This is a genomic window from Martelella alba, from assembly GCF_005217455.1.
Taxonomy (GTDB): Bacteria; Pseudomonadota; Gammaproteobacteria; order Enterobacterales; family Enterobacteriaceae; genus Acerihabitans.
The window spans coordinates 85,417-109,682 of the sequence record NZ_SZPQ01000004.1 but is presented as its reverse complement, the minus strand read 5'-3'; the positions used below and the strand labels follow the sequence as shown (position 1 = coordinate 109,682).

Annotated in this window: 24 protein-coding genes; 12 read left to right on the top strand and 12 right to left on the bottom strand. The window is 55.0% G+C overall.

The annotated features are described in order from the left end of the window. Nucleotides 1–321 (bottom strand): ATP-dependent Clp protease adapter ClpS, encoded by a 321-nt coding sequence (gene clpS, locus FCN80_RS06170; protein ID WP_136989084.1) that lies wholly within the window; start codon nt 319–321, stop codon nt 1–3. Nucleotides 322–691: 370 nt separating this feature from the next. Here clpS and cspD point away from each other — a divergent pair, with 370 nt between their 5' ends. From cspD to ltaE, 5 genes are all read left to right on the top strand, one after another. Beyond that, nucleotides 692–916 carry a cold shock-like protein CspD gene (gene cspD / locus FCN80_RS06165; RefSeq protein WP_136989082.1) on the top strand — a complete coding sequence of 75 codons (225 nt, stop codon included), beginning with the start codon at nt 692–694 and terminating at the stop codon, nt 914–916. Between the two features lie 354 nt (nt 917–1,270). Then, nucleotides 1,271–2,224, top strand: coding sequence for a VirK/YbjX family protein (locus FCN80_RS06160; RefSeq protein ID WP_136989080.1), 954 nt, complete (start codon nt 1,271–1,273; stop codon nt 2,222–2,224). 124 nt (nt 2,225–2,348) lie between these two features. Then, nucleotides 2,349–3,251, top strand: coding sequence for a LysO family transporter (locus FCN80_RS06155; protein ID WP_136989078.1), 903 nt, complete (start codon nt 2,349–2,351; stop codon nt 3,249–3,251). 121 nt (nt 3,252–3,372) lie between these two features. Further along, entirely contained in the window at nt 3,373–5,094 is a 1,722-nt protein-coding gene (gene poxB, locus FCN80_RS06150; protein ID WP_136989077.1) for a ubiquinone-dependent pyruvate dehydrogenase, read from the top strand. Between the two features lie 90 nt (nt 5,095–5,184). Further along, nucleotides 5,185–6,237, top strand: coding sequence for a low-specificity L-threonine aldolase (ltaE, locus tag FCN80_RS06145; RefSeq protein ID WP_136989075.1), 1,053 nt, complete (start codon nt 5,185–5,187; stop codon nt 6,235–6,237). Here ltaE and FCN80_RS06140 read toward each other — a convergent pair. Beyond that, nucleotides 6,199–7,077, bottom strand: a complete 879-nt coding sequence (locus FCN80_RS06140; protein WP_230492520.1) for an N-acetylmuramoyl-L-alanine amidase — start codon at nt 7,075–7,077, stop codon at nt 6,199–6,201. The two genes, ltaE and FCN80_RS06140, sit on opposite strands and share 39 nt — an antisense overlap. A gap of 165 nt (nt 7,078–7,242) precedes the next feature. Between FCN80_RS06140 and FCN80_RS06135 the strand changes: the two genes are divergently transcribed. From FCN80_RS06135 to artM, 5 genes are all read left to right on the top strand, one after another. Then, nucleotides 7,243–7,791: a lipoprotein gene (locus FCN80_RS06135; RefSeq protein WP_136989071.1), complete on the top strand. Its 549-nt coding sequence runs from the start codon at nt 7,243–7,245 to the stop codon at nt 7,789–7,791. 324 nt (nt 7,792–8,115) lie between these two features. After that, entirely contained in the window at nt 8,116–8,865 is a 750-nt protein-coding gene (gene artP, locus FCN80_RS06130) for an arginine ABC transporter ATP-binding protein ArtP (protein WP_373880322.1), read from the top strand. A 15-nt stretch (nt 8,866–8,880) separates the two neighbouring features. Further along, entirely contained in the window at nt 8,881–9,615 is a 735-nt protein-coding gene (artJ, locus tag FCN80_RS06125; protein ID WP_136989067.1) for an arginine ABC transporter substrate-binding protein, read from the top strand. Between the two features lie 9 nt (nt 9,616–9,624). Continuing rightward, on the top strand, nt 9,625–10,338 hold the full coding sequence (gene artQ, locus FCN80_RS06120) for an arginine ABC transporter permease ArtQ (protein WP_136989066.1): 714 nt from the start codon (nt 9,625–9,627) through the stop codon (nt 10,336–10,338). After that, the gene (gene artM / locus FCN80_RS06115) at nt 10,338–11,006 is read left to right on the top strand and encodes an arginine ABC transporter permease ArtM (protein ID WP_136989064.1); all 669 of its coding nucleotides are present in this window, start codon (nt 10,338–10,340) and stop codon (nt 11,004–11,006) included. The genes artQ and artM overlap by 1 nt, the downstream gene beginning before the upstream one ends. Here artM and rlmC read toward each other — a convergent pair. The 8 genes from rlmC to rimK all read right to left on the bottom strand — a co-directional run bounded on the left by rlmC (nt 11,003) and on the right by rimK (nt 18,825). Further along, nucleotides 11,003–12,133, bottom strand: coding sequence for a 23S rRNA (uracil(747)-C(5))-methyltransferase RlmC (gene rlmC / locus FCN80_RS06110; RefSeq protein ID WP_136989062.1), 1,131 nt, complete (start codon nt 12,131–12,133; stop codon nt 11,003–11,005). The two genes, artM and rlmC, sit on opposite strands and share 4 nt — an antisense overlap. A gap of 172 nt (nt 12,134–12,305) precedes the next feature. Further along, complete coding sequence (gene potI, locus FCN80_RS06105) at nt 12,306–13,151, bottom strand: putrescine ABC transporter permease PotI (RefSeq protein WP_136989060.1); 846 nt, start codon at nt 13,149–13,151, stop codon at nt 12,306–12,308. After that, nucleotides 13,148–14,110, bottom strand: a complete 963-nt coding sequence (potH, locus tag FCN80_RS06100; RefSeq protein ID WP_306767850.1) for a putrescine ABC transporter permease PotH — start codon at nt 14,108–14,110, stop codon at nt 13,148–13,150. The genes potI and potH overlap by 4 nt, the downstream gene beginning before the upstream one ends. 13 nt (nt 14,111–14,123) lie before the next feature. Continuing rightward, entirely contained in the window at nt 14,124–15,263 is a 1,140-nt protein-coding gene (potG, locus tag FCN80_RS06095) for a putrescine ABC transporter ATP-binding subunit PotG (RefSeq protein ID WP_170975328.1), read from the bottom strand. A 116-nt stretch (nt 15,264–15,379) separates the two neighbouring features. Beyond that, nucleotides 15,380–16,492, bottom strand: a complete 1,113-nt coding sequence (potF, locus tag FCN80_RS06090; protein WP_136989058.1) for a spermidine/putrescine ABC transporter substrate-binding protein PotF — start codon at nt 16,490–16,492, stop codon at nt 15,380–15,382. A gap of 557 nt (nt 16,493–17,049) precedes the next feature. Further along, complete coding sequence (locus tag FCN80_RS26715) at nt 17,050–17,235, bottom strand: hypothetical protein (protein ID WP_230492519.1); 186 nt, start codon at nt 17,233–17,235, stop codon at nt 17,050–17,052. 18 nt (nt 17,236–17,253) lie between these two features. Then, a complete protein-coding gene (locus tag FCN80_RS26710) occupies nt 17,254–17,565 on the bottom strand; it encodes a YbjN domain-containing protein (protein WP_230492518.1) in 312 nt (103 codons plus the stop codon). Nucleotides 17,566–17,796: 231 nt separating this feature from the next. Then, complete coding sequence (gene rimK, locus FCN80_RS06080; RefSeq protein ID WP_306767849.1) at nt 17,797–18,825, bottom strand: 30S ribosomal protein S6--L-glutamate ligase; 1,029 nt, start codon at nt 18,823–18,825, stop codon at nt 17,797–17,799. A gap of 109 nt (nt 18,826–18,934) precedes the next feature. Here rimK and FCN80_RS06075 point away from each other — a divergent pair, with 109 nt between their 5' ends. Next, entirely contained in the window at nt 18,935–19,204 is a 270-nt protein-coding gene (locus FCN80_RS06075; RefSeq protein ID WP_136989056.1) for a GrxA family glutaredoxin, read from the top strand. Nucleotides 19,205–19,285: 81 nt separating this feature from the next. Here FCN80_RS06075 and ybjM read toward each other — a convergent pair whose 3' ends face one another. After that, nucleotides 19,286–19,654 carry an inner membrane protein YbjM gene (gene ybjM / locus FCN80_RS06070; RefSeq protein WP_170975327.1) on the bottom strand — a complete coding sequence of 123 codons (369 nt, stop codon included), beginning with the start codon at nt 19,652–19,654 and terminating at the stop codon, nt 19,286–19,288. A gap of 1,819 nt (nt 19,655–21,473) precedes the next feature. On the opposite strand from ybjM, the gene FCN80_RS06060 reads away from it, so the two are divergent. Beyond that, nucleotides 21,474–22,763, top strand: coding sequence for an SLC5/6 family protein (locus FCN80_RS06060; protein ID WP_136989050.1), 1,290 nt, complete (start codon nt 21,474–21,476; stop codon nt 22,761–22,763). Nucleotides 22,764–22,920: 157 nt separating this feature from the next. Here the strand turns inward: FCN80_RS06060 and FCN80_RS06055 are convergent, their stop codons facing one another. Beyond that, nucleotides 22,921–24,108, bottom strand: coding sequence for a serine hydrolase (locus tag FCN80_RS06055; RefSeq protein WP_136989049.1), 1,188 nt, complete (start codon nt 24,106–24,108; stop codon nt 22,921–22,923). Between the last annotated feature and the right edge of the window lie 158 nt (nt 24,109–24,266).

Below are 24,266 nucleotides of genomic sequence, written 5' to 3'. Positions count from 1 at the left end.
TCAGGCCTTTTCCAGCGTACAAAGCAACGGATGCTCATTTTCCCGGGCATAACGGTTGACATGCGCCACCTTGGTTTCAGCGACCTCAGCGGTAAAGACCCCACAAGTGGCCTTTCCCTGATAATGCACTGTCAGCATCAGTTGCGTTGCACGTTCAACATCATAAGAAAAGAACTTTTGAAGTACGTCAATAACAAATTCCATCGGTGTGTAATCGTCATTGATAAGTATCACTTTATACATTGATGGGGGCACTACCGCATCTTTCACCAGGTCTTCAGCAAGATGCTGTTCACCCGGTCTGTCACTTGTCTTGCCCATCGTCTTTCCGTCGGAACATCTTTCAATACCTGAATGAACGTTGCGGCAAGCGGGTATCTTATCGCCACAACCCCCTCATGATCGCCAGTCTATCATCCCGATAGCGGTGATGCTTCCTGCTGCTGCCTATCTCTATAATAGGATTCCGATCGCAGCTTTCGTATTGCGTTTTTGTCAAAAAAGTGTCAATAGCGTTATCTGCTTCAAACTTTGGCAATGTCGTCGGCCAACTGTCCCCGCATCCTCTTGACCTATTGTTCCTATCCTCTAGAGTGTACTTGCGTAAGCGGCCGTGGTTTTGATGGAACGGGCTTACAACGTCAACAATCCTCATCACACTTCAAGATTCGGTTGCGAGGGATGTAGAAACATGGAGACGGGTAAAGTTAAATGGTTCAATAACGCCAAAGGTTTTGGGTTTATCTGTCCTGAAAGCGGCGGCGAGGATATCTTTGCGCATTACTCAACAATCCAGATGGACGGTTATCGAACACTCAAAGCCGGACAAGTTGTCAGATTCGATGTTCATCAAGGTCCCAAAGGGAATCATGCGAGTCTGATCGTACCTGTCGAAACCGAGACTGTCACTGAATAACACGCCTCGCGATTAATGCATAATGATATTGGTTAAATGCCAGTGGCTATCGCTGGCATTTTTATGCCTTGTACCATCTGTCCCCGCTTACTCAAGGTATAACATTTTTAATTTAAGACGCAAGCATAATTATACCTGCAGTAAACAGTCTGTTTGCCCGCCCGTCGCCACTATCACCGCCCCCGGATCGCCGGGGCGAACACCCGGCGGGATCCGGTACCGGATGGGTCATAATCTCAATATCAAATAAACAAACGAGGTATGAGCGCCATCTTTACCGTCGGGTTTCACCCTGGTTGAGACACGCTTTGCTGGAATGATGCTTTTACTTGCACTGTTCCAGGGCGTATCACCATGAGCCAATTCATTTCCCGACGGGAAAACGCCGCCGTGGCGGAATCCGGACGGCAACTTGCGACAGAACTGTTCCTGGGCCGCCGAATACCTGGTCCGGCCTGGCGCCGCCGCTACTATCGCTGCAAATTCATGCTGCGCCATCTTTCCACCCTGCGCTATTCCGGTCCCTGGCTGGAACAGCTGGCCCGCCATCCGCTGAGCGACCGGTTGATGGCCGCCCAGCCCGGTCTACCCTGCAAGCTGCATCGCCCCTACCTGGCCGCCAACATGACCCAAGGCCAGCGTCTGGCCGCTCTACAATACCATTATAGCTACCTTTATCAGCATCTGCCCGTCGGTTTGCTCGACAGGCATTACTGCCGTGACGGGGCGCTGCTGGCGGTGCTTGACGCTAAAAACGAGCGGCGATTCACGCTGCGCTTGTGCTCGCTGGATCAATTGAACCGCGAAGGCGAGGCCACCCTGGTCTTTGCCGATGAACAAAATGTCATGCTGGCGGAAATCACCTTCGCCATCATGCCGGAACAAGGCGCGACCCTGTTTATCGGCGGCTTGCAGGGCGCTCACCGGCAATTGCCCCACGATGCAATCCATTCGGCCACCAAGGATTGTCACGGCTTGTTCCCCAAACGCCTGGTATTGGAGGGCGTCGCCGCGCTGGCGGAGGCTCTCGGCGTCAAACAGATACTGGCGGTCGGCAACCGGACACATATGTACCGGGAATGGCGCTATTTTTATCGGAGCAAACGTTTTTTGCACGCGGATTATGACCGGTTCTGGCTGTCCATGCGCGGATTGCCACAGGAACGGGGTTACTTCAGACTGCCGCTTCGCATCGCCCGAAAGTCCTTCGATTGCCTGCCCAGCAAAAAACGCGCTGAATATCGGCGTCGCTACGCCATGCTCGATAGCATCGCGGATCAGATCAACGCCCATTTCAACCCGCTTTAGACAATCCCCGCCGCGCAACATTCCCCCTACGGCGATATCGCGCGGCGCGACTTTACAGCGCCGGAGGTTTTGGTTAGTTTAATGCGGCACTTCGCCCGCCGCGCAAAAGGATGTGACCCCCGTTATGTATTCCGGCCTGTTGATCATTCTTCTCCCGCTGATTGCGGGCTACCTATTGCCTTGCCTGCCTTCTTACCTGGTTCGCCTCGTGGATCGCGTCCTGAGCGGCATGGTCTACGTCATTTTGTTTTTCATGGGAATAAGCCTGGCCTTTCTTGATAATCTGGCCGCCAACTTAATGCTGATAGCCTGGTATGCCGGGTGCAGCGCAAGTTGTATTCTGGCATGCAACGCCGTCGTCTTGTGGCAGTTGGAGAAGCGCGCGCCCTGGCGCGCCGACGGTTTGGCGCTCCGGCGCCCTGCCTCGCGCTGGCGCATGGCGCTTGATTCGCTGAAATTATGCCTGGTGGTGGCGGCCGGATTTTTGATCGGTCTTAGTCAATGGCACTGGTTGACCATTGCCTCAAAGGCCAGCGAATTCGCCCTGCTCCTACTGCTGATGCTGGTGGGTATTCAGTTACGCAACAGCGGCATGACGTTGCGCCAGATCTTGGTGAACCGGCGCGGCGCCTCCATCGCCCTGGCGGTGGTGTTGAGTTCGCTGGCCGGCGGCGTGTTGGCCGCCGCCGTGATGGGATTGCCGCTGCGCACGGGTCTGGCGCTGTCTTCGGCTTTCGGCTGGTACTCCCTGTCGGGTATTTTGATGAGCGACGCGTTCGGTCCGGTGGTGGGCAGCGCGGCGTTTTTCAACGACTTGACCCGCGAACTGCTGGCCATCATGCTGATCCCAAGCTTGATGCGGCGCAGTCGTGTCACAGCGCTGGGATTATGCGGCGCCACTTCAATGGATTTTACCCTGCCGGTACTGCAACGCAGCGGCGGACTGGACGTGGTGCCCGCCGCCATCGTCCACGGTTTTTTGCTCAGTCTGCTGGCCCCGGTGCTAATCGCCCTCTTCACCGCTTAAACGCGCCGCCTTTATCGGATTCATCCCCTCCGGTGCTGCCATTCCTGGTCTAAAAAGACTAAGCTTGTTTGGCATAAATTTTTGACTCCGTATGAGGTGTCACTCCACCAAGGGGTAAGCTATGAAACAAACCGTTGCATCAATGATTGCCAATACGCTGGAGCAAGCCGGCGTTAAACGAATCTGGGGCGTGACGGGCGATTCGCTTAACGGCTTGAGCGACAGCCTGAACCGCATGGGCACCATAAAATGGATGGGAACACGCCATGAAGAAGTGGCGGCCTTCGCCGCCGGCGCCGAAGCCCATCTTACCGGCCAATTGGCGGTGTGCGCCGGTTCGTGCGGACCAGGCAATCTGCATCTGATTAACGGTCTTTATGATTGTCATCGCAACCGGGTGCCGGTATTGGCCATCGCCGCCCATATTCCTTCCAGTGAAATCGGCAGCGGTTATTTCCAGGAAACCCATCCCGAAGAACTGTTCCGGGAATGCAGTCATTATTGCGAGCTGGTGTCCAATCCGGAACAATTACCGCAAGTACTGGGAATAGCCATGCGCAAGGCTATCCTGGATCGCGGCGTGTCCGTCATCGTCCTGCCTGGCGATGTTGCGCTGAAGGCCGCGCCAATAGAAGGCAAGCCGGTATGGCACACGCCCCGACTGCCGTTGGCGGTGCCACCGCACGATGAACTGGAAAAGCTGGCCAATCTGCTTAATCATGCGGAAAACATCACGCTGTTATGCGGCAGTGGTTGCGCCTTGGCTCATGATGAAGTCGTCCAGTTGGCCGGATTGCTCAAGGCGCCGGTGGTACATGCCCTGCGCGGAAAAGAATGGCTGGAATGGGATAATCCCTATGACGTCGGCATGACCGGACTTATCGGCTTTTCGTCCGGATATCAGGCCATGATGAACGCCGATACCCTGGTTTTGCTCGGCACGCGCTTTCCTTATCGGGCCTTTTATCCCACTGAGGCCACCATCGTTCAGTTGGACATCGATTCATCCAGCCTGGGCGCTCATTGTCCGGTGAATATGGCCCTGATGGGGGATATCAAATCGACGCTGACGGAATTGTTGCCGCGACTTAAGGAAAAACTTGACCGCAGTCATCTTGACGCGGCGTTGGAGCATTACCGCCAAACCCGCGAGGATCTTGATACGCTGGCCAAACCGAGCGGCAACAAGCCTATACACCCGCAGTATGTGGCGCAGCAAGTTAGCCGACTGGCGGCGCCGGATGCCATCTTCACCTGCGATGTGGGTACGCCCACCGTTTGGGCCGCCCGCTACCTGACCATGAACGGCAAGCGCCGTCTACTGGGCTCGTTCAATCATGGTTCCATGGCCAATGCCATGCCGCAGGCGCTCGGCGCGCAATCCGCCTATCCCGATCGTCAGGTGGTGGCGATGTGCGGCGACGGCGGTTTCGTCATGCTGATGGGGGATTTTCTTTCTCTGGTGCAAATGAGGCTGCCGGTAAAAATTGTTATCTTCAACAACAGTGTATTAGGTTTTGTCGCTATGGAAATGAAAGCCGGCGGCTACCTTACCGACGGTACCGAGCTGCATAACCCGAATTTCGCCGCCATCGCCCAGGCGGCCGGGATCAAAGGTATTCGGGTGGAAAAATCTGCCGACCTCGATTCCGCGCTGGAAGAGGCGTTTGCCACCGAGGGGCCGGTGGTGGTGGATGTGGTGACCGCCAAAGAAGAGCTGGCGATGCCGCCGCAGATTAAGTTTGAGCAGGCGAAAGGATTCAGTCTTTACATGTTGCGCGCTATTATCAACGGCCGCGGTGATGAAATAGTGGAATTGGCGAAAACCAACTGGCTGCGTTGATATTTGGCGCCGGGGGTCCGAAACGGCGATGAACGGCTCGGATCCGCCGGCGCCGAATGCGGCCGTATTCAAAAGATTAGCGGAGCAAGCATGATCGATTTACGCAGTGATACGGTCACCCTGCCCGGCGACGAGATGCGCCGGCGGATGGCCGAGGCCGATGTGGGTGACGATGTCTACGGCGACGACCCTACCGTAGCGGCGCTGGAAGCCGACGGCGCGCGGCTGAGCGGTAAAGAGGCGGGACTTTTCTTTCCCAGCGGCACTCAAGCCAATTTGGTGGCATTGCTCAGCCATTGTCAGCGGGGCGAGGAATATATTGTCGGTCAGCAGGCGCACAACTACCGATTCGAAGCCGGCGGCGCGGCGGTGCTGGGCAGCATTCAGCCGCAACCCCTGGAAGCCGACGCCGACGGTACGCTGCCGCTGGATAAAGTGGCCGCCGCCATCAAGCCCGATGACTTTCATTTCGCCCGGACCCGGCTGTTGTGCCTGGAAAACACGCATAACGGCAAAGTTCTGCCGTTGGAATATCTGCAACGGGCGTGGCAGTTTAGCCGCGACCACGGCTTGGGGTTGCATATCGACGGAGCGCGGATTTTCAATGCCGCGGTCGCCCTTGATGTGCCGCTAATCGATATTGCCCGCTATTGCGATACGCTGACCATTTGCCTGTCCAAAGGACTTGGCGCGCCAGTGGGCTCATTGCTGTGCGGCGACGAGGCGTATATACGGCAGGCGAAACGTTGGCGGAAAATGGTCGGCGGCGGTATGCGCCAAGCCGGCATACTGGCGGCGGCCGGCCGTTATGCCCTGTCCCATAATGTCCAGCGCCTGCGCGAGGATCACGACAACGCGCGCTGGCTGGAACAACAGCTTGCCGCCCTGGGGGTGGAAATCATGGCGCCCGGCGCCCAGACCAATATGCTGTTTATCCGCCAGCCGGCGGAACTGGCGGCCAAACTGGGTCCCTGGATGAAACGGCACGATATCAAAATCACCGCCGGCACCGTGACCCGTCTGGTGACGCATTTGAATATCAGCCGCGCGGATCTGGAAAAAGTGGTCGGGGTCTGGCGTGAGTTTCTGCAACACCACGACGAATTAACCGCCGCCACCGTCAGCAGGGGCTACTTCCAGTAGCGCATCAAGTATCGCCTCGGTTTCCGCGTCCGGCCGGCCGCGGAAATCGCCGGGACGGAAATGCATCTGGAACGCCGCCACCGCCCGCTGTTGCAGGGCCTCCGACATACCCGGCGTTACATCATACCCATAACGGGCCATGCGCTCGAGAATACCGGCCATGGGCACCGCCGCGTGCGGCGCCCTGCCTGCCAGATAATAAATTACCCGCTGCCGTTTCGGCCAGACACCGACGCCCGCTTCCGCCAACTGCCGCCAGGGGAACAGCGGTCCGGGATCCTGTTTGCGACGCCAGGCGATGTCGCTATGGCCGACCACGTTATAGGGGGCGATATGATAGCGGTTGATAATGTCCCGGCATAAGGCGATGACCACGGCAATCTGTTCAGGCGGATAAGGCGCGGCCCGAAAGCCGGTCAATCCCCGGCGATAACCGGCATTTTCGATTTCGATGCCGATAGACGTGTCATTAAGGCGGCTACGCCCCCGCCAGCCACTCTCTCCGGCATGCCAGGCGCGGCGAGATTCGTCCACCAAACGGTACACCCGGGGAACCCGATGGTCAGAACCGTTGGCGAGAGGCACCAGATAATGGGCGCTGACGCCGCCGGCGGTCAGCGTGGCGAGTGAACCGTCAAAATCCTCCGCGGTATAATGCAGTACCAGGAAATGGATACGTTCGTCCACGCCGGCGGCCCGGTAACTGTCGTCCAGCCGATACGCGATTGCCTGTTGCGTATCGGACTGGCAGCCGGCACAGCACAGACAGAGTAGCACAAACCGCCAATAGCCGCCTGGGACCAATAGCCGGACAAGCCCGGCGCCTATTCCATTGTACAATCTGCCGTCACCCCTCTGGCGGATATCCGCGCCGCCTCGCCTGGACCGCCCTTGCCTTGGGGCATCGCGCATCCTTCGCCGGCGCCCATTGCGCCACAAACGCCTGTTTTTTCATTATACTTAATGCATCCCGCTTTCCCGTTCCCATTCCATGCAAGGTTAAAAATGAACAGAAAATTATGCGTATTGCTGCCCTTGGCGTTGATCGTCAGCGCCTGTACCCAGGTTGAGCCGGCATTCAAGGATATCGGCACCCGCAACGGCCCGTGCGCCGAAGGCGGCCCTGATAAGGTGGCGCAGCAATTTTACGATCTCCGTATGCAACAGCCGTTGCGGGGCCGTCCGGACAGCACGCAACTCGCACGGTACCGCCCCTACTTGAGCGACGGCTTGTACCGAATCCTGGCAGAGCGTCTGCAACACCCGGCCACGGCGGCGAAATTGCCGGCAGGGGATCTGTTTAGCAGTAATACCGCCGGCCCGACGTCGGCCGAAGTATACGACGCTTCACGGATTCTGAATACCGATGCCAGAAATATACCGCTGCGGGTGGCCATGTCGCGTCAGCGCGGGGACAGCGCCCCCGTCCGGTGGCGGGATGAGGTTCTGATGATCCGCGAGGGTCATTGCTGGGCCATTGATGATGTGCGCTATCTCGGCCCGATGTCCCCCTGGCCGGCCGGTACGCTGCGCCAGAGCCTGGCGGAACGCTAGTCGATGACGCCGTCGGCGGAGGATGCCGGCAGCCGGCCATCGCGGGCAAGCCGGCAGAAAACGCCTTGCCCAGGCCCGGCATCTTGCCCACAGGGGAAGAACCGGCGCCGGGGTATCTGGCACAGGCCTCGCCGCGGGAAAATGCCCGGGGCGCAAGCCAGCATGCATAAGGTGATAATGACGGTTTATAAAGCATAACACGAAGGTAGATCCCCGCCATAAAGACGTTTCGTGCTGCTTACGATATAATTAACACACTAAATGTAAATTTTGATCTTGATAGATTGCATCCGTCGCCGGTGGACGTTAACATCTGCCGCCTCAATGGCTATTCAGTTTCATCGCATGAGTATTCAGCTTAACCGCATCGACTGTTTTTATGGCGCCTATCAGGCCCTGTTTGATATCACTCTGGATTGTCCTGCCGGAGAAACACTGGTGCTGCTGGGCCCCAGCGGCGCGGGCAAAAGTTCACTGCTCAGGGTGTTGAATTTGCTGGAAACGCCGCGTGCCGGCCAGTTGTCCATCGCCGGCAAGCAATTTGATTTTCAGCAGGCGCCGGGGGAAAAAGCCATTCGCGAACTGCGGCAAAACGTCGGTATGGTTTTCCAGCAATATCATCTGTGGCCGCATTTGACCGTGCGGCAGAATCTTATTGAAGCACCATGCCGGGTGCTGGGACTTGGCAAGTCGCAAGCCAACGAGCGGGCCGATAAGCTCTTGGAGCGGTTGCGCCTGACCGATTTCAGTAACCGTTTTCCCTTGCATTTGTCCGGCGGCCAGCAGCAACGGGTGGCCATTGCCCGCGCGCTGATGATGGAACCGCAGGTTCTGCTGTTCGATGAACCCACGGCGGCGCTGGACCCGGAAATCACCGCCCAAATCGTCAGTATCATCCGTGAGCTGGCGCAAACGGGCATCACCCAGGTGATTGTCACGCATGAAGTCGAGGTCGCGCGCAAAACCGCCAGCCGCATCGTCTACATGGAAAATGGCCGAATTGTGGAGCAGGGCGACGCCAGACGATTCGCCCAACCACAAACCGAGGCCTTTGCTCATTACTTATCGCACTAGAATTTGGATAAAAAAATGAAAAAAATCCTGATCGCCGCCGTCGTACTGGCCGGATTAACCACTGCCGCCAACGCCGCCGAAACTATCCGTTTTGCTACCGAAGCATCCTACGCGCCATTTGAATTCGTCGATGCCAACAATGCCATTCAGGGATTCGACATTGACCTGGCCAAGGCGTTGTGTAAAGAAATACAGGCACAATGCACCTTTACCAATCAGGCTTTTGACAGCCTGATCCCGAGCCTGAAATTCCGCCGTTTCGATGCGATCATCTCCGGAATGGATATTACGCCGGAACGTCTCAAGCAAGTGGCGTTCACCCAGCCTTACTATGAAAACTCGGCGATTTTTATTGCGCAAAAAGGCAAATACGCCGATTTGGCCTCGCTGAAAGGAAAGCGCGTCGGTATTCAGAATGGCACAACCCACCAAAAATTTCTCCAAGACAAACATCCGGAGATCACCGCCGTTCCCTACGATAGCTATCAGAATGCCATTCTCGATCTGAAAAACGGCCGGTTGGACGCGGTATTCGGCGATACCGCCGTGGTTAACGAATGGCTGAAGAAAGACGCCGATTTGGCGACGGTGGGCGACAAGATTACCGACAAGAACTATTTTGGAACGGGCCTGGGCATCGCGGTACGCCAGGACAACCAGGCGTTGGTAAATCAATTCAACACCGCGTTGAACAAGATCAGGCAGGACGGGACCTATCAGACCCTCTATCAGAAATGGTTTCAGAAATAATTCGGCTCCATGACTGAATTTTATCCTATAGCCAGCGCCGCCGGGACAACCCTCGGGCTGGCAGTGTCCGCGCTGGCGGTCGGCCTGCTGTTGGCAATGTGTTTCGCCGCATGGGAATCCGTGCGCTGGCGCTGGCTGGGTTTGCTTGGCGCCGGCGTGGTCACGGTATTGCGCGGTCTGCCGGAAATCCTGGTGGTTTTGTTTATCTATTTCGGCGCGGCGCAGCTGTTGCTGTCGCTGTCAGACGGGGTGACCCTGCATCTGGGTTCCACCGTCCTCGCCCTTCGCCTGCCAAACGAAATCAATGTCAGCCCCTTTCTGTGCGGGGTTATCGCGTTGGCGCTGCTCTACGCGGCCTATGCGTCGCAAACCTTGCGCGGCGCGTTAAAGGCCATACCGCGCGGGCAATGGGAATCGGGACAGACGCTGGGCATGGGTAAGCGGACGATTTTTTTCCGGCTGATTATGCCGCAAATGTGGCGACACGCCCTGCCCGGTCTGGGCAATCAATGGCTGGTACTGTTGAAGGACACCGCGCTGGTATCGCTGATAAGCGTCAACGATCTGATGCTGCAAACCAAAAGCATCGTGAATTTCACGCAACAGCCGTTCACCTGGTATCTCATCGCCGCGGCGGTGTACCTGATCATCACGCTGCTGAGCCAGATTATCCTGCGCGCCATTGAGCGGCGGACAACGCGCTTTGAAACGAGGGCTTCCTGATGCCGGCCTATTTTCCGGAGCTGCTGAAAGGACTGCCGGTCAGCCTGTCCCTGACGGCCTGCGCCATCCTCATCGCGCTGTTGCTGGCGCTGCTGTTTACCGTGATCATCAGCCTGAAAGTCCCGTTGCTGATGCCGCTGGTGAAAATATACATTACGCTATTCACCGGTACGCCGCTGTTGGTGCAGATTTTCCTGATTTATTACGGGCCCGGCCAGTTCGCCGCCCTGCGCGCCATTCCCTGGCTATGGTCCCTGGTTTCGCAGCCCTGGCTCTGCGCCATGACGGCGCTGGCGCTTAACAGCGCGGCCTACAGCACTCAGCTTTTCGCCGGCGCCATGCGCGCCATCCCGGCTGGACAATGGCAATCCTGCGCCGCCCTGGGGATGTCGCGTTGGCAATCCCTGCGTCTGTTGATGCCGTATGCCGTCAAACGCGCATTATCCGCCTATTCCAATGAAGTGGTACTGGTGTTCAAGAGCACATCGCTGGCCTATACCATCACTTTATTAGACGTGATGGGACACGGCCAATTACTGTATGGCCGCACCTATGACGTGATGGTTTTTGGCGCGGCCGGGGTTATCTATCTCTGCGTTAACGGCATTCTGACGCTATTGATGCGGCTTATCGAATACCGCGCCCTGCGATTCGAGCGGCGTAATTAAGCGCGGCGGCTAAGCAACGCCAACGTCTCATAGTGGGCGGTGTGCGGGAACATATCAAAGAGCTGCGCTTTGTCTATCCGGTAGGATGGCAAAGCCCGCACGTCCCTTGCCAGGCTGTTGGCCTGGCAACTGGAATAGAGAATCCATGGCGGCGCCAGTCGCTCAAGATAATGGCACAAGTCCTCGCCGATACCGCGTCGCGGCGGATTCACCAGCACCAGATCCGGCCCGTCATCGCGACTGTCAGCGAAGCGGGCCAAATCCAACGCCTGAAAGCCGACCTGGCGCAACCCCATGATTTCGGCCGACTGCCGGGCGCTGGCGATAGCGTCGGCGCTGATTTCGATCCCGGTCAGCCGGGTGCGCGCGCCGGCGCAATGCAAACCAAATCCCCCCGCGCCGCAAAACAAATCCCATAGACCGGTTATCGCCAGTTCGCTAACCCACTCGCGGGCGGTTTGGTACAAGCGGGCGGCGATTTCCGGGTTGGTTTGGAAAAAACTGCGGGGCCGGATAAACAGCGGCACATCATTTAGCCGTTCCTCCAAGGCAATTTGTTCCGTCAGGAGAATTTCCGTTTCTCCTTCCAAAATGGCCATATGCACCGGCTGAATGTTGACCGAGACGACCCGTAGCGCCGCAATCCGCTCTTGCAGCCACGGCAGATGCGCGCGTAACGCGGCCAGCTTATTTTCGGAGCGCAGCACGAAACGCAGCATCATGTCCCCGTTATAACTGCTGGCGGTCAGAAGAACGAACTTTAATTCTCCACGTCGGCGTCCCACCTGATAAGGGGTCAAACCGACACGGCCAATAAAGGTTTTCAGCAAGGCGAACACCGGCGCGAAAGCGGGCGGGTAAAGCGGACATTCGCTTAAGTCCACCGGTTCGCCCCCGGCGGACAACATTCCCAGCGAAGGGCGCTCGACACTACCGCCCACCACCATTTTGGCTTTATAACGGAAAGACGCCTGGGTCGATGACACCGGCTCAAGCCACCGCGCCACCGTTAGACCGCTTAGGATCTCGGCCAAATCAGCCTGCTTGTCCAACAGTTGTTGAGCATAAGGTTTCGCCAGCCATTGGCAGGAACGGCATTGTTCTGAGTTAAATAATTCGCAATTCATTAGTAGACAGAGGAAACGGTTAGGCCGCGCATTGTAACACCGTCCGCGCGGACAAATCATCTAGCTTAGAGGCGAAACCTCCGCCCAATGCGGGACGCGAAGAACTGCGCCGGGGCGGCCTGTCTGACAAGCCGCGCAATAAGGCCGACGCGAAGACAGCGGCGATACAATCTCAACCACGGGCGGCCCGTTGCCGATCCAACCGCCGTTGCTTGTCGCTGCGCGCCATCAACCACCAGGCAAACAGACCGATAATGCCCACTACGCCCAAGATAATCGTGGCCAGGGCATTGATTTCCGGGTTAACCCCCATCCGCACACTGGAAAACACCAACATCGGCAAGGTTGTCGATCCTGGGCCGGCGACAAAACTCGCAATGACCAGGTCATCCAAAGACAAGGTAAACGCCAGCAGCCAGCCGCTGATAATCGCCGGCGCAATCATCGGCAAGGTGATGACGAAGAAGACTTTGATAGGCGTTGCGCCCAGATCCATGGCCGCTTCTTCAAGGGATTGATCCAGCTCGCGCAACCGTGAATTGACTACCACCGCCACATAAGCGCAACAAAACGTCACCTGAGCCAGCCAGATGGTCAAAACACCGCGCTCGGCCGGCCAGCCGATGGCATGTCCCATTGCCACAAACAGCAACAGTAGCGACAGGCCGGTGATGACATCGGGCATCACCAGTGGAGCGGTCAGCATAAACGCGAACAGGTCTGAACCGCGAAAACGGCCGAACCGGACGATGACCACCGCCGCCAGCGTGCCCAGTATGACCGCCATGGTGGCGGTGGCCGCCGCCAGGGACAGGCTAAGCGTCACCGCGCTTATCATTGCGTCATCATGGACCAGCACCCCATACCAGCGTACTGACCAGCCTGCCCATACCGTGACCAATTTGGAACTGTTGAACGAGTAGATCACCAGCATCAGCATCGGCGCATACAAAAACGCGAAGCCCACCGCCAAAATCGCGATGCGCCATGCGGAGCGGACCACGGGCAAATTATTCATGCCTGTTCCTCTTCCTGTCTGTTTTGATGTTTATGGAACCACATGATGGGGACGATAAGCAGCACCAGCATGACCACCGCCACCGCCGACGCCACCGGCCAGTCGCGGTTATTGAAAAATTCCTGCCAGAGGATGCGACCTATCATGATGCTGTCCGGTCCACCAAGCAGCTCAGGTATCACATACTCCCCCACCGCCGGAATAAACACCAACATCGAACCGGCAATGATTCCGCCCTTGGTCAATGGCACAATCACCTGAAAAAAGGTTTTCAGCGGCCGCGCGCCAAGATCCAGAGACGCCTCCACCAAAGAATAGTCCAGCCGGGTTAACGCGGTATAAATCGGCAACACCATGAAAGGCAAATAAGCGTAGACCACGCCGATGTACACCGCCAAATTGGTATGCAGGATAACCAGCGGCTGATCAATAACGCCAAGCCACAATAAGACGTTATTCAGCACGCCATTTTCCTTGAGTATCCCCATCCATGCGTAGACACGGATAAGAAACGAGGTCCAGGACGGCAGAATGACCAGCAATAAAAGAATATTCCGCGTTGATGGCCGGCTGTGCGCCACCGCCCAAGCCACCGGGTAGCCGATTAACAGGCAAATACCTGTGGAGATGGCCGCCACCTGTAGGGATTGCAGATAAGATTCGATATATAACGGATCACTGAGCAATTGCAAAAAGTTGCCGATATTCAGCGTGATGTCTAATTTGCCATCTGCCCAGCCGATGAGGTCGGTATAAGGTGGAATGGCGCGGGCCATATCCGCCAGGCTGATTTTAAAGACAATCAGAAACGGCAGCAAAAACAGCAGTAACAGCCAGAGATAGGGCAGGAAAACGACACCTTTGCGGCCATGGCGCATCTGTAGCCGCGCCAGCCGGCGGGAGAAGCGATACCCACCGCTTGCCGGGCGAACGGTTTTTTTTTCAAGGGGAACCATCATGTTTTTCCTCCGCTCAAACCGTCAGCACGACGCAGCTGTCCGCATCCCAGCACAGGCGAACCTCATCTCCCCATGTGGGCGCGCCCTTGCGGAACCGGTGGGCATTCTGCAATTGCGCGCTGATGATCTGCCCGCTGGCCAGCCGTACGTGATAAATGGACAAATCGCCGAGATAGGCGATATTCACCACGTCCCCGGTCGCGAAGTTATAACCGTCCGCCGGCGCGTCATCGCACAACATGACTTTTTCAGGACGCAGCGCGATATGCACCGGCACGCCGTCCAATACCGAGACATCGGAATTGACCTGTAGCGGATGCGTCATGGCCGGGCTATGCATAATCAACGATTCGTCGCGCCGTTCCGTGAGCAGCCCTTCAAACATATTGACCGAACCGATAAATTCCGCGCTAAAGCGGCTGTTGGGATGCTCGTAGATGTCTTCCGGTTCGCCTATTTGCACGAATTTACCGCGGTTCATGATGGCGATGCGGCCCGCCATGGTCATGGCCTCTTCTTGATCATGGGTGACCATGACGCAGGTCACCCCGACCCGTTCAAGAATATCAACCACCTCAAGCTGCATACGATCACGCAACTTTTTATCCAATGCGCCCATGGGTTCGTCCAGCAGCAACAGCTTAGGACGTTTGGCCAGGCTGCGGGCCAAGGCCACGCGCTGCCGTTGACCGCCGGAGAGCTGGTGCGGCTTGCGATCGGTAAATTCGCGCATATGCACCATGGCCAGCATCTCATCCACCCGTTGTTTAATTTCCACGCGCGGCAGTCGGTCTTGCTTGAGCCCGAAAGCGATATTTTGCGCCACCGTCATATGGGGAAAAAGCGCATAAGACTGGAACATCATATTAATGGGACGCTGGTAAGGCGGCATATTGGCCAAGTCCTGGCCATCCAGCACAATCTGGCCGTGGGTAGGCTGCTCAAAACCCGCCAGCATACGCAGCAACGTGGATTTGCCGCAACCGGACGCACCCAGTAAAGCAAACATTTCCCCTTTATAGATGGTCAAACTGACATCATCCACCGCCAACTGCCCGTCAAATGTTTTGGTCAGATTGCGTATTTCCAGCAATGGCGTAACCATGTTTTGATTTTTAGGTTGCGGGCGGGGTGTTGCATCATTCACTGACATGTTTCTCCGAAAAGAGGAAAACGGCCCCCTTCCAAGGTAGCCGTTTCTGAAAAAGCATGACAGGCGGGGGTTTAAGCCGCCTGTCGGTTAAAATGTCCACGCCCGCGCAGACGGTGCTACTTACCGCTTTTCACCTTGGTCCAGGCACGGGTTATCACGCGATCGATGCTCGGCGGCTGGACTTTGAGGGTAAAGAGCTTGGCGCGCACATCCGGCGGCGGATAAATGCCGGGATTATCGCGTACCGCCGCATCCACGAAAGGCGTCGCCGCTTTATTACCGTTGGCATAGAAGATCTGATTGCTGACATTGGCTATCACTTTGGGATCCATCAGGTAGTTCATGAACTGATAGGCTTCATCAACATTTTTGGCATCGGCGGGGATGGCCAGTACATCGAAAAAGGCCAGTGCGCCTTCTTTAGGGATACTATAAGCAATATTCACGCCATTTTTCGCTTCTTTGGCGCGATTGGCCGCCTGCATGACATCGCCGGCCCAGCCGATGGCCACACAAATGTCGCCATTGGCCAAATCGTTAATATATTGCGATGAATGGAAATACCGAATGCTCGGACGCAGCTTGAGCAGCAAATCGGTCGCCGGCCCGGTATAGTCGGCGGGATTGGCGCTGTTGGGATCTTTGCCTAGATAGTTCAATACCGTGGCGAAGATCTCCGAAGGCGCATCAAGGAAGGACACGCCGCAACTTTTCAGCTTGGCCAGATTTTCCGGTTTCAACACCAGATCCCAACTGTTAACCGGCGCATTTTCCCCCAGAATCGCTTTAACTTTATCGACATTATAAGCAATACCGGTGGTGGCCCACATGTAAGGGATGGCGTATTTGTTGCCCGGATCGTGCCGACTGATTAATTTCAACAGGTCAGGATCGAGATTTTTATAATTAGGCAGCTTACTTTTGTCCAGCGGACGGAATACGCCGGCGGTCAATTGGCGCTCCAGAAAACTGGCCGAAGGCACAACGATATCGAAACCGGTGCTGCCGGCCATCAGTTTACCTTCCAGCACTTCATTGGAATCAAACACATCGTATACGACTTTGATACCGGTCTGCTTTTCAAAATCCGGCACGGTATTCGGCGCGATATAGTCCGACCAGTTATAAACATGCAATACTTTTTGTTCCGCCGCTGTCGCGGTGACAGACGCAACCATCAATAGCCCGGCGGCCATACCGGTCAGCCATTTTTTACCTTGGGTCAACATCCGTTGCCTCCTCCAAACCCCAGAAGATGAGAAAAAGCCATGTGCATCACATCCGAAACACAATGCCCCATTAAAGTGCAGCGGCTGATGGAATACCGAGAACAATTATTATTCACCCGATACGCCGGGAACAATGGCGTACACTACCTTATTCCCTAATGATCCAGAGCAGCATCGCAAGCATAACCGCAGCGACTTGGCTACGCCAGTGATCTGCAAAAAAAATGAATTTAATAGATTATTTATTCATAATTAATATAACAATAAAGTTATTCGACGACACCCTGAGGCATATTAAAATCGCCGGCGGCGGAAAGTCGTACTGCCCATGGCCGCCAGCGTAAATCCGCCCTAGGGGCCGTTGCCGCCCAAGCAGCGGGAAGCCTCGCCCCACGCGGCGTGAGCCGTCACGGTCCAGGAGAGCGTTGGGATAGGTTTCATCCATCACTGGGGTAAGCGTCGCGGCCAATGCCGGGACTTCTTGAAATATGACGACTAGCAATACGGAAAAAAAGAAGGGACATCAGGCCCGCTACTCAAAGGCGGATAACGGCGGGCTAATGAATAACCGGTACTGTATGCTTTTGTTCCATCGGGGGTTCTTCTTCTTCGATAAATAACAGATCGTTGGCCCGCGCTTCCAATATCAGCATGGATACCTGTTCCTCCGCCTGCTGCATAAAATAGCGGAACTGGCCGAAAGTGACCCCCGTTTCAACACTCAGCGACTGACAGGCCACCAATTTCGGCAGGTTATCATCTTATATATCGATAAACGCCTTAACGGTGAGGGAGCTGGCGTTAATCTGGCTCAGGTCGCCCACCAGCGCGATCAACGCCGTGGGGCGTACTTCAGCAAGCCCGGAGAACAAAATAACATTATCTATCAAATCGATTTTTGCATCAAAAATGCCATCATAATTTTGCATATGCGGTAAATGCAATGCCTGACATGAGTCGCATTCAAAGAACGACAGGCTTAACTTGGCTAACCAGCGTCTAAGAATATCGAGATCCGGGACAACAAGTGAATCCATAACGCCAACCTCAAATTGGAAATCGAAACGGGGCATAGCTTACGGAATATTCATCGAAGGCGCTATGGCCTGACGCAGTAATTTACATCAAATCCCTTCATTGGCAAAAATTGACATCCTATCCTTTCTTGCCAACAATCCATTTTCCGCTTTCATCGTATTGATTTTAAGGATTTCCTCCCGTCAGCCCGCCATTCTGAACCACTTACCGTCCGGTGGGACGGGCAAATTCCGAAAATACCGCACCGCGTTGCCATTGACGGCGGATTAAGGGGTGCGAGGGATTGAGCGCTGCAGTTCGATATAACGGATCATTTTGCCGGCGATATCCACCCCCGTCGCGGTTTCTATTCCCTCCAACCCCGGCGAGGCATTGACCTCCATCACCAGCGGCCCGCGGTCGGCGCGCAGTATATCCACCCCGGCGGCTTTCAAGCCCAGTATGGCGGCCGCCTTGACGGCGATTTCACGCTCGCTGTCGGTAATGTCGATTTTCTGCGCCGAACCGCCGCGATGCAAGTTGGAGCGGAATTCCCCCGCCTGCGCCTGACGTTCAATGGCCGCGACGACATTATCCCCTATCACCAGGCAGCGGATATCCCGGCCCCGCGCTTCGCGGACATACTCTTGCACCAAAAACTGGGCCTTCAATCCGCGAAACGCGTCGATGACGCTCTTGGCGGCCTGGGATGTTTCCGCCAAGACCACGCCGATACCCTGCGTGCCCTCCACCAGCTTGACCACCAGCGGCGCCCCGCCCACCATGGCGATGAGGTCGCCGGTATCGTCGGGGGAATCGGCAAACCCGGTGATGGGCAAATCGATACCTTTTCCGGCCAGCAATTGCAGGGAATGCAGCTTATCCCGCGCGCGGGTAATGGCAGCGGAATCATTGAGGGGATAGGCGCCCAGCATTTCAAACTGGCGCAACACGGCGGTGCCATAAAAGGTCATGGCGGTGCCTATCCGTGGGATCACGGCATCATAGGCCGCAAGGCGCTTCCCCCGATAGTGTATGGACGGCGAATCGCGGTTGATATTCATGTAGCAGGAAAGCGGATCGATGACGTCCACGCAATGATGACGCGCTTCGGCGGCTTCCTTTAGGCGCTTGCAGGAGAAAAGGGAACCGTCGCGGGAAAGGATGGCAATTTTCACACAGTATCCTGACTTGTCGGCAAAATCCGCCTGATAATAATCCCGGGACGCATTCCGGTCGAGCAATGTTTTAGCGACACGCCGACGCGCCGTGACGGCAGCGGCCAGATAGGCGTCGGCCATCAAACCGAAAGGCAATTACTGCTTTTTTTTGACGCAGGTCACAGGCATAGTAAGGGGTAACAATAAAACGTAGCGGCTTTAACCAATTCGTTGCCATTGTCAATTTGAAGCTTAAGGAGTGAATATGTTTGCTGTCATTTTCGGACGTCCGGGATGCCCATATTGTGTGCGCGCTAAACAATTGGCGGAAAAACTGACCGATGAACGAGACGACTTTTCCTTCCGTTATGTCGACATCCATGCTGAGGGGATCACTAAAGCCGATTTGTCAAAAACAGTCGGCAAGCCGGTGGAAACCGTACCGCAGATTTTCATCGATCAGGTGCATATCGGCGGATGCACGGATTTCGAAGCCTATGCCAAGGAACATCTCAGCCTTTACCAGCAACAGTAACCACAAGTCCTGTTTCGCGGACCGGCATCCCCCGTCCGCGGACGGCGTCGCCCTCCCGCGCGATCCTGTCTTCCCTCTGTTTTAAAGCAACGGCCGTGTGAACATTTCCACAACGAAATAGCATCCCAGCGCCCCGAAGGCGCACCAGAACACCGCGCTTAATAAATAGGTGAACTGATACCAAAGCGTATAATGCGAAGATGCGCCCAAATTAAAAAGCAGCAGGCACACCGGAAACATCAGCAGGACGCCGGCGAGCGGGCCCATTATCTTGTGCTCAGGCGACAACAGGCTGCCGATGATACCCGGCAATAAAAACAACAACAACCCCAGTGCGGCGCCATGTTGTTTGGCGCTCTCCACAACAAACCCGCTCTCCTGGCTGGCGAACACAACCAGAAACAATACAGCGCTGCTTATGGTTCCGGCCCTAATACGATTTATCGTCATTTCCGCCTCCCATCTTTTGCCCTGTTCCAACACCCTCTGGTACATGCCATAAGTGTCTGGTATACAAACTGCAGCGAGAAATCATGCTTTCCGGCAAAACCGCTTTATTACGATCAGCTTTAATCCCTTTAATTAATAAAGTTAAATGGGATAATTATCGGGACGGCATTTAGCGTTGTGGGCACCCCGGCAAACATAAACTCATCGCATACCACAAAAGGACGCCCTGATTCACAGCAATCAATATAGCGGATAAATTCATTAATATCAAATAGTTGCTAGTAACAATATCGTTATCGGCAGTGATTAGTAACGTATCGAGGTTGTTAAAAGCCGATCACATTTTGTTATAAATCAGGATACAAAAAAAAATCCACAGACAGCGATAATACATTGGCTAACGACAAGCGTGTCATTCAATTGATTTTTTTTTCGTCGATATTTTTCGATTCACGTTAAGCTCCCTTACGGCGAGGAAGACTCCCCCGTTATTTCAATGAACGATAAATAACATCTGCGATAACATAACAACGCCAATTTCGGTTTTTTCCTACCTCCGCCGCGGATCGTCGATAACATTAATAATCGTCAACAATGGAGATAGGCCGGGCGAGGCGTTTTACAGCCGCCATATCCCGGATTGCCGCTTCATTGCCAGCGTTCTCCCCCCAGCAACACATTGTCCATACGTCAGGATGCGCCTGGGGACGATAAGAACATCCCGTCTCTCACCGAGGCCCGCCATTGACGGTGCAAGTTGTGGGCGGCCCCGGCACCGCGGATATGCCGTCGCGGTGCCGGGGCCGCCTACGGAGATAACAATTTTATTAACGGATGGAAATTTTTGAGGCCACTGCGAACTTTTTTTGCGCACATGAGTCTCAATTGATGCCACTGCTTTTCTTTGATGTCCCCAAATTGAGGAGCCCGATAGTCCCGCCTTATTCAGGTTCAAGACTTTCGGGTTTTTTATTGGCCGTTATAACACTGTTCACCTAACAAATCCCGGCATAGGTCACAACCTGACACTTGGAGCCCTTCCCAGCAAAGGGGATATAGACCCGTCATACCTTCATTTGCCGTTTTGTTGGCTATGCCCGCTCGCCCCAGCCAGCCATGTTCCTGGGAGGATGTAAGACATCCTGTCTCTCGCCGGAGGCCCGCCGTTGGCGGTTAAAATGCGTTCCCGACGAATTTATCGCCCCCTTGCCGCCGCCAAGCCGCTCGGTGTATTTAGCGTATTGATATAGCCGGTCTGGACAAGGACAGCGCGGAAAAACCGAAGGGCGCGCGGGAAGGAGAACATCGTCGCAGGCAATATGAACGCGATTGCCGGTGGCCCGCCATGAAGGCCCCCAGTGAGGGATCGCGTTATGCCGATACCAGGCAAGATAATGTATGACCGGGATAACTTGATATCATCAACCGATACCGGGTCGCCACCAAGCCGCATAGATAATAGACAGGAGATATTTTCCTGGCAAAAAATTTCAAAATTCGCTTATTCATGCATCAATAATCGAAATTTACTAAAAGAAAGTCGCCTCGATGCCATTGGCGGTTTTCTATTATCGATTCCCGTAATTAACGCGGGCGAAGAATAAACGAGAGGTTTCTTTGGTGGCAAAAAGAATCGACGGGCTTCAAAAAAAACGGCTTTACCTCATGAAGTGTCCGTTTAATTAATATAGTATACCGCCGGGTCATCCAAAGAGACGCGATGTCATTGATATTTCAATTCCTCGCAATAAAGTTTTGAATAGGTAATAGTTCAAGCAGGGTGTTTTTACACCCCGCCCCGTTTTACCCCGGAGAAAAGATGAATACGACGCAATTCAGTACGCTGGCGGTCGCCGGCCGCGAAACCGCATTAGCGTGGCGCAAATCGGATTCTGTCTGGATGCTGAGCCTTTATGGCACGGCGATCGGCGCAGGCGTGCTCTTTCTACCCATCAATGCCGGCGTTGGCGGTTTTCTGCCGTTATTGATAATGGCGCTGCTTGCCTTTCCAATGACGTTTTTCGCCCACCGCGGGCTGTGCCGCCTGGTGTTGTCGGGAGGACCGGAATGCCGCGATATCAACGACGTCGTCGAGCAGCATTTCGGTTCACGGGCGGGAAATCTGATCACAGTGCTTTATTTCTTCGCTATCTACCCGATTCTGCTGATTTACAGCGTCGCCATCACGAATACCGTCGAGAACATCATCATCCATCAATGGCACTTAACCGCGCCGCCGAGATATCTCCTATCGTTATCATTGCTGGCGGGCTTGATGGCCATCATCCGGCTGGGCAAAAATGCCATCATTAAAGTGATGAGTATTCTGGTATTCCCTTTTGTGGCGGTATTGATGTTTTTGGCGGTTTACTTGATTCCTTATTGGAATACGGAAATATTTCATCAACAACTGTTCGCCGGCAGAAATGACTACTCCGGATTATTGAATACCTTATGGCTGGCGGTGCCTGTACTGGTTTTTTCCTTTAATCATTCGCCTATTATTTCCGCGTTCGCCATCGCGAAAAAGGGGGAGTATGGTAAAGACGCGGAGCGCAAATGCTCAAGAATATTACTGATAAGCAATATTCTCATGGTTTTGACGGTAATGTTTTTTGTTTTTAGCTGTGTTCTCAGCTTATCGCCAGAGCATCTAGCCGAAGCGAAAGAACAAAATGTGACGATTTTGACCTTCCTGGCCAATCACTTCAACACGCCGCTCATAGCGCTCATGGCGCCGCTGGTGGCGCTAGTGGCCATCGCCAAATCCTTTTTCGGGCATTACCTTGGTGCCTGCGAAGGATTTTCCGGCTTATTGGACCGGGCAATACGCGCCTGCGGCCATCAAGCCGCGCCCACAACGCTTCGGCGCATCACCGGAGGTTTCATGTTTGCCACCGCCTGGCTTACCGCCACGGTAGACCCCGGCATTCTCGATATCATTGAATTGATGGGCGGCCCGATTATCGCCTTGCTGCTTTTCCTGTTACCCATGTACGCCATTGAAAAGGTACCGGCACTCGCCGCCTACCGCGGCGCGCCGATTAACTACTTTGTCTGGGCGATCGGATTGATTTCATTGGGCGCTATCCTTTACAAATTATGGTAATCGCCAGCGGGCGGCGCCCCCCTCCCCGTGAGGAGGGTCGTCGACGCAAAAGGTGAAAGCGCGTCATACTTCACGTCGCCTCTTGAGTGGGCGGCGTTCCCAACCAGGATAACGCGAGCCTGCCGCCGCGAGGCAACGTGAATCATCAAGAATAGCATCAGAGTAAGTTATGCAGTTTCAGCAAAAGCCAATCCCAGATCTGGCGGAAGATATTGCCTTTCGGTACATCTTCCAGCGCAACCAATGGCCGTTGCTCAATCATCTTGCCATCCAACTGAAAGTCGATGGTGCCCACCACCTGATTACGAACCAACGGCGCCTCAAGGGTGGGCGTATTCAGGGTAAAGGTGGCTTTGAGATTTTTCATTTGCCCTTTGGGCAAGGTTACCGCGGCGTCCTTATCCACCCCGAGATCAACTTCGCTGCGATTACCATACCAGACCCGCTGTTGCGTGAAGGGACGATTCGCGGCGATAGGCGTTGCCGTTTCGAAAAAGCGAAACCCCCAGGTCAGGAGCTTTTCACTATCGCGAAATCGTCCACTGTCGGTAGGGGCGCCCAGTACAACCGAAATCAGCCGCATGCCGTCGTTGGTGGCCGACGCCACCAGGCTGTTGCCGGCTCCGCTGGTGTAACCGGTCTTGATACCGTCGACATTGAAACTGCTACTCCACAATAACCGGTTACGATTGAGTTGCTTGATCTTATTGAAAGTGAACTCTTTTTGCTTGTTTAGCGCATACTCGTCCGGGACGTCGCGTATCAACGCCTGGCTAAGAATGGCCATATCGCGCGCGGTGCTGTATTGCCCATCGGCGTCCAGGCCATGGACGGTCAGGAAATGCGTATTTTTCAACCCCAGCACATCCGCATATTTGTTCATCAGATTGACGAACGCGTCCTGGCTGCCGGCAACATAGTCGGCCAGGGCGATACTGGCGTCATTACCGGACTGCACCACGATACCATTGTTCAGATCGGCGACGGAAACCTGCTCGCCGGGCTTAAGGAACATCAGGGACGAACCGCGTAATTGCGGATTTCCGGTAGCCCAGGCATCGCGACCAATGGTGACTTTATCATCGGGTTTGATTTTACCGGCCTTAATGGCTTGCCCAATGACATAACTTGCCATGATTTTGGCCAGGCTGGCGGGATCCAGCCGTTCATCGGCGTTGGATTGCGCCAGAACCTTGCCGCTTTGGTAGTCCATCAGGATATAGGCTTTGGCGTTGACATCCGGCACGCCGGGAACCGTGTCCGCCTCGGCGACGGGGACGGAGAGAACGAATAAGGCGCTAAAGGTCAGCGCATAACAGTGAGATTTAAGAGCAAGATTCTTCATGACGTGACCAGAGTATCCATTCAAAAAATGGTTACCGCGTTACTCACGGTAGCGGATCGGGCATAACAGGCAAAGAACGGCTTCCAGTGCTGCCCGCATGCTCAAACGAGCTGAGTATACTCTAAATACATCGAGTTGCATCGCGGCGGCAAGGCCGC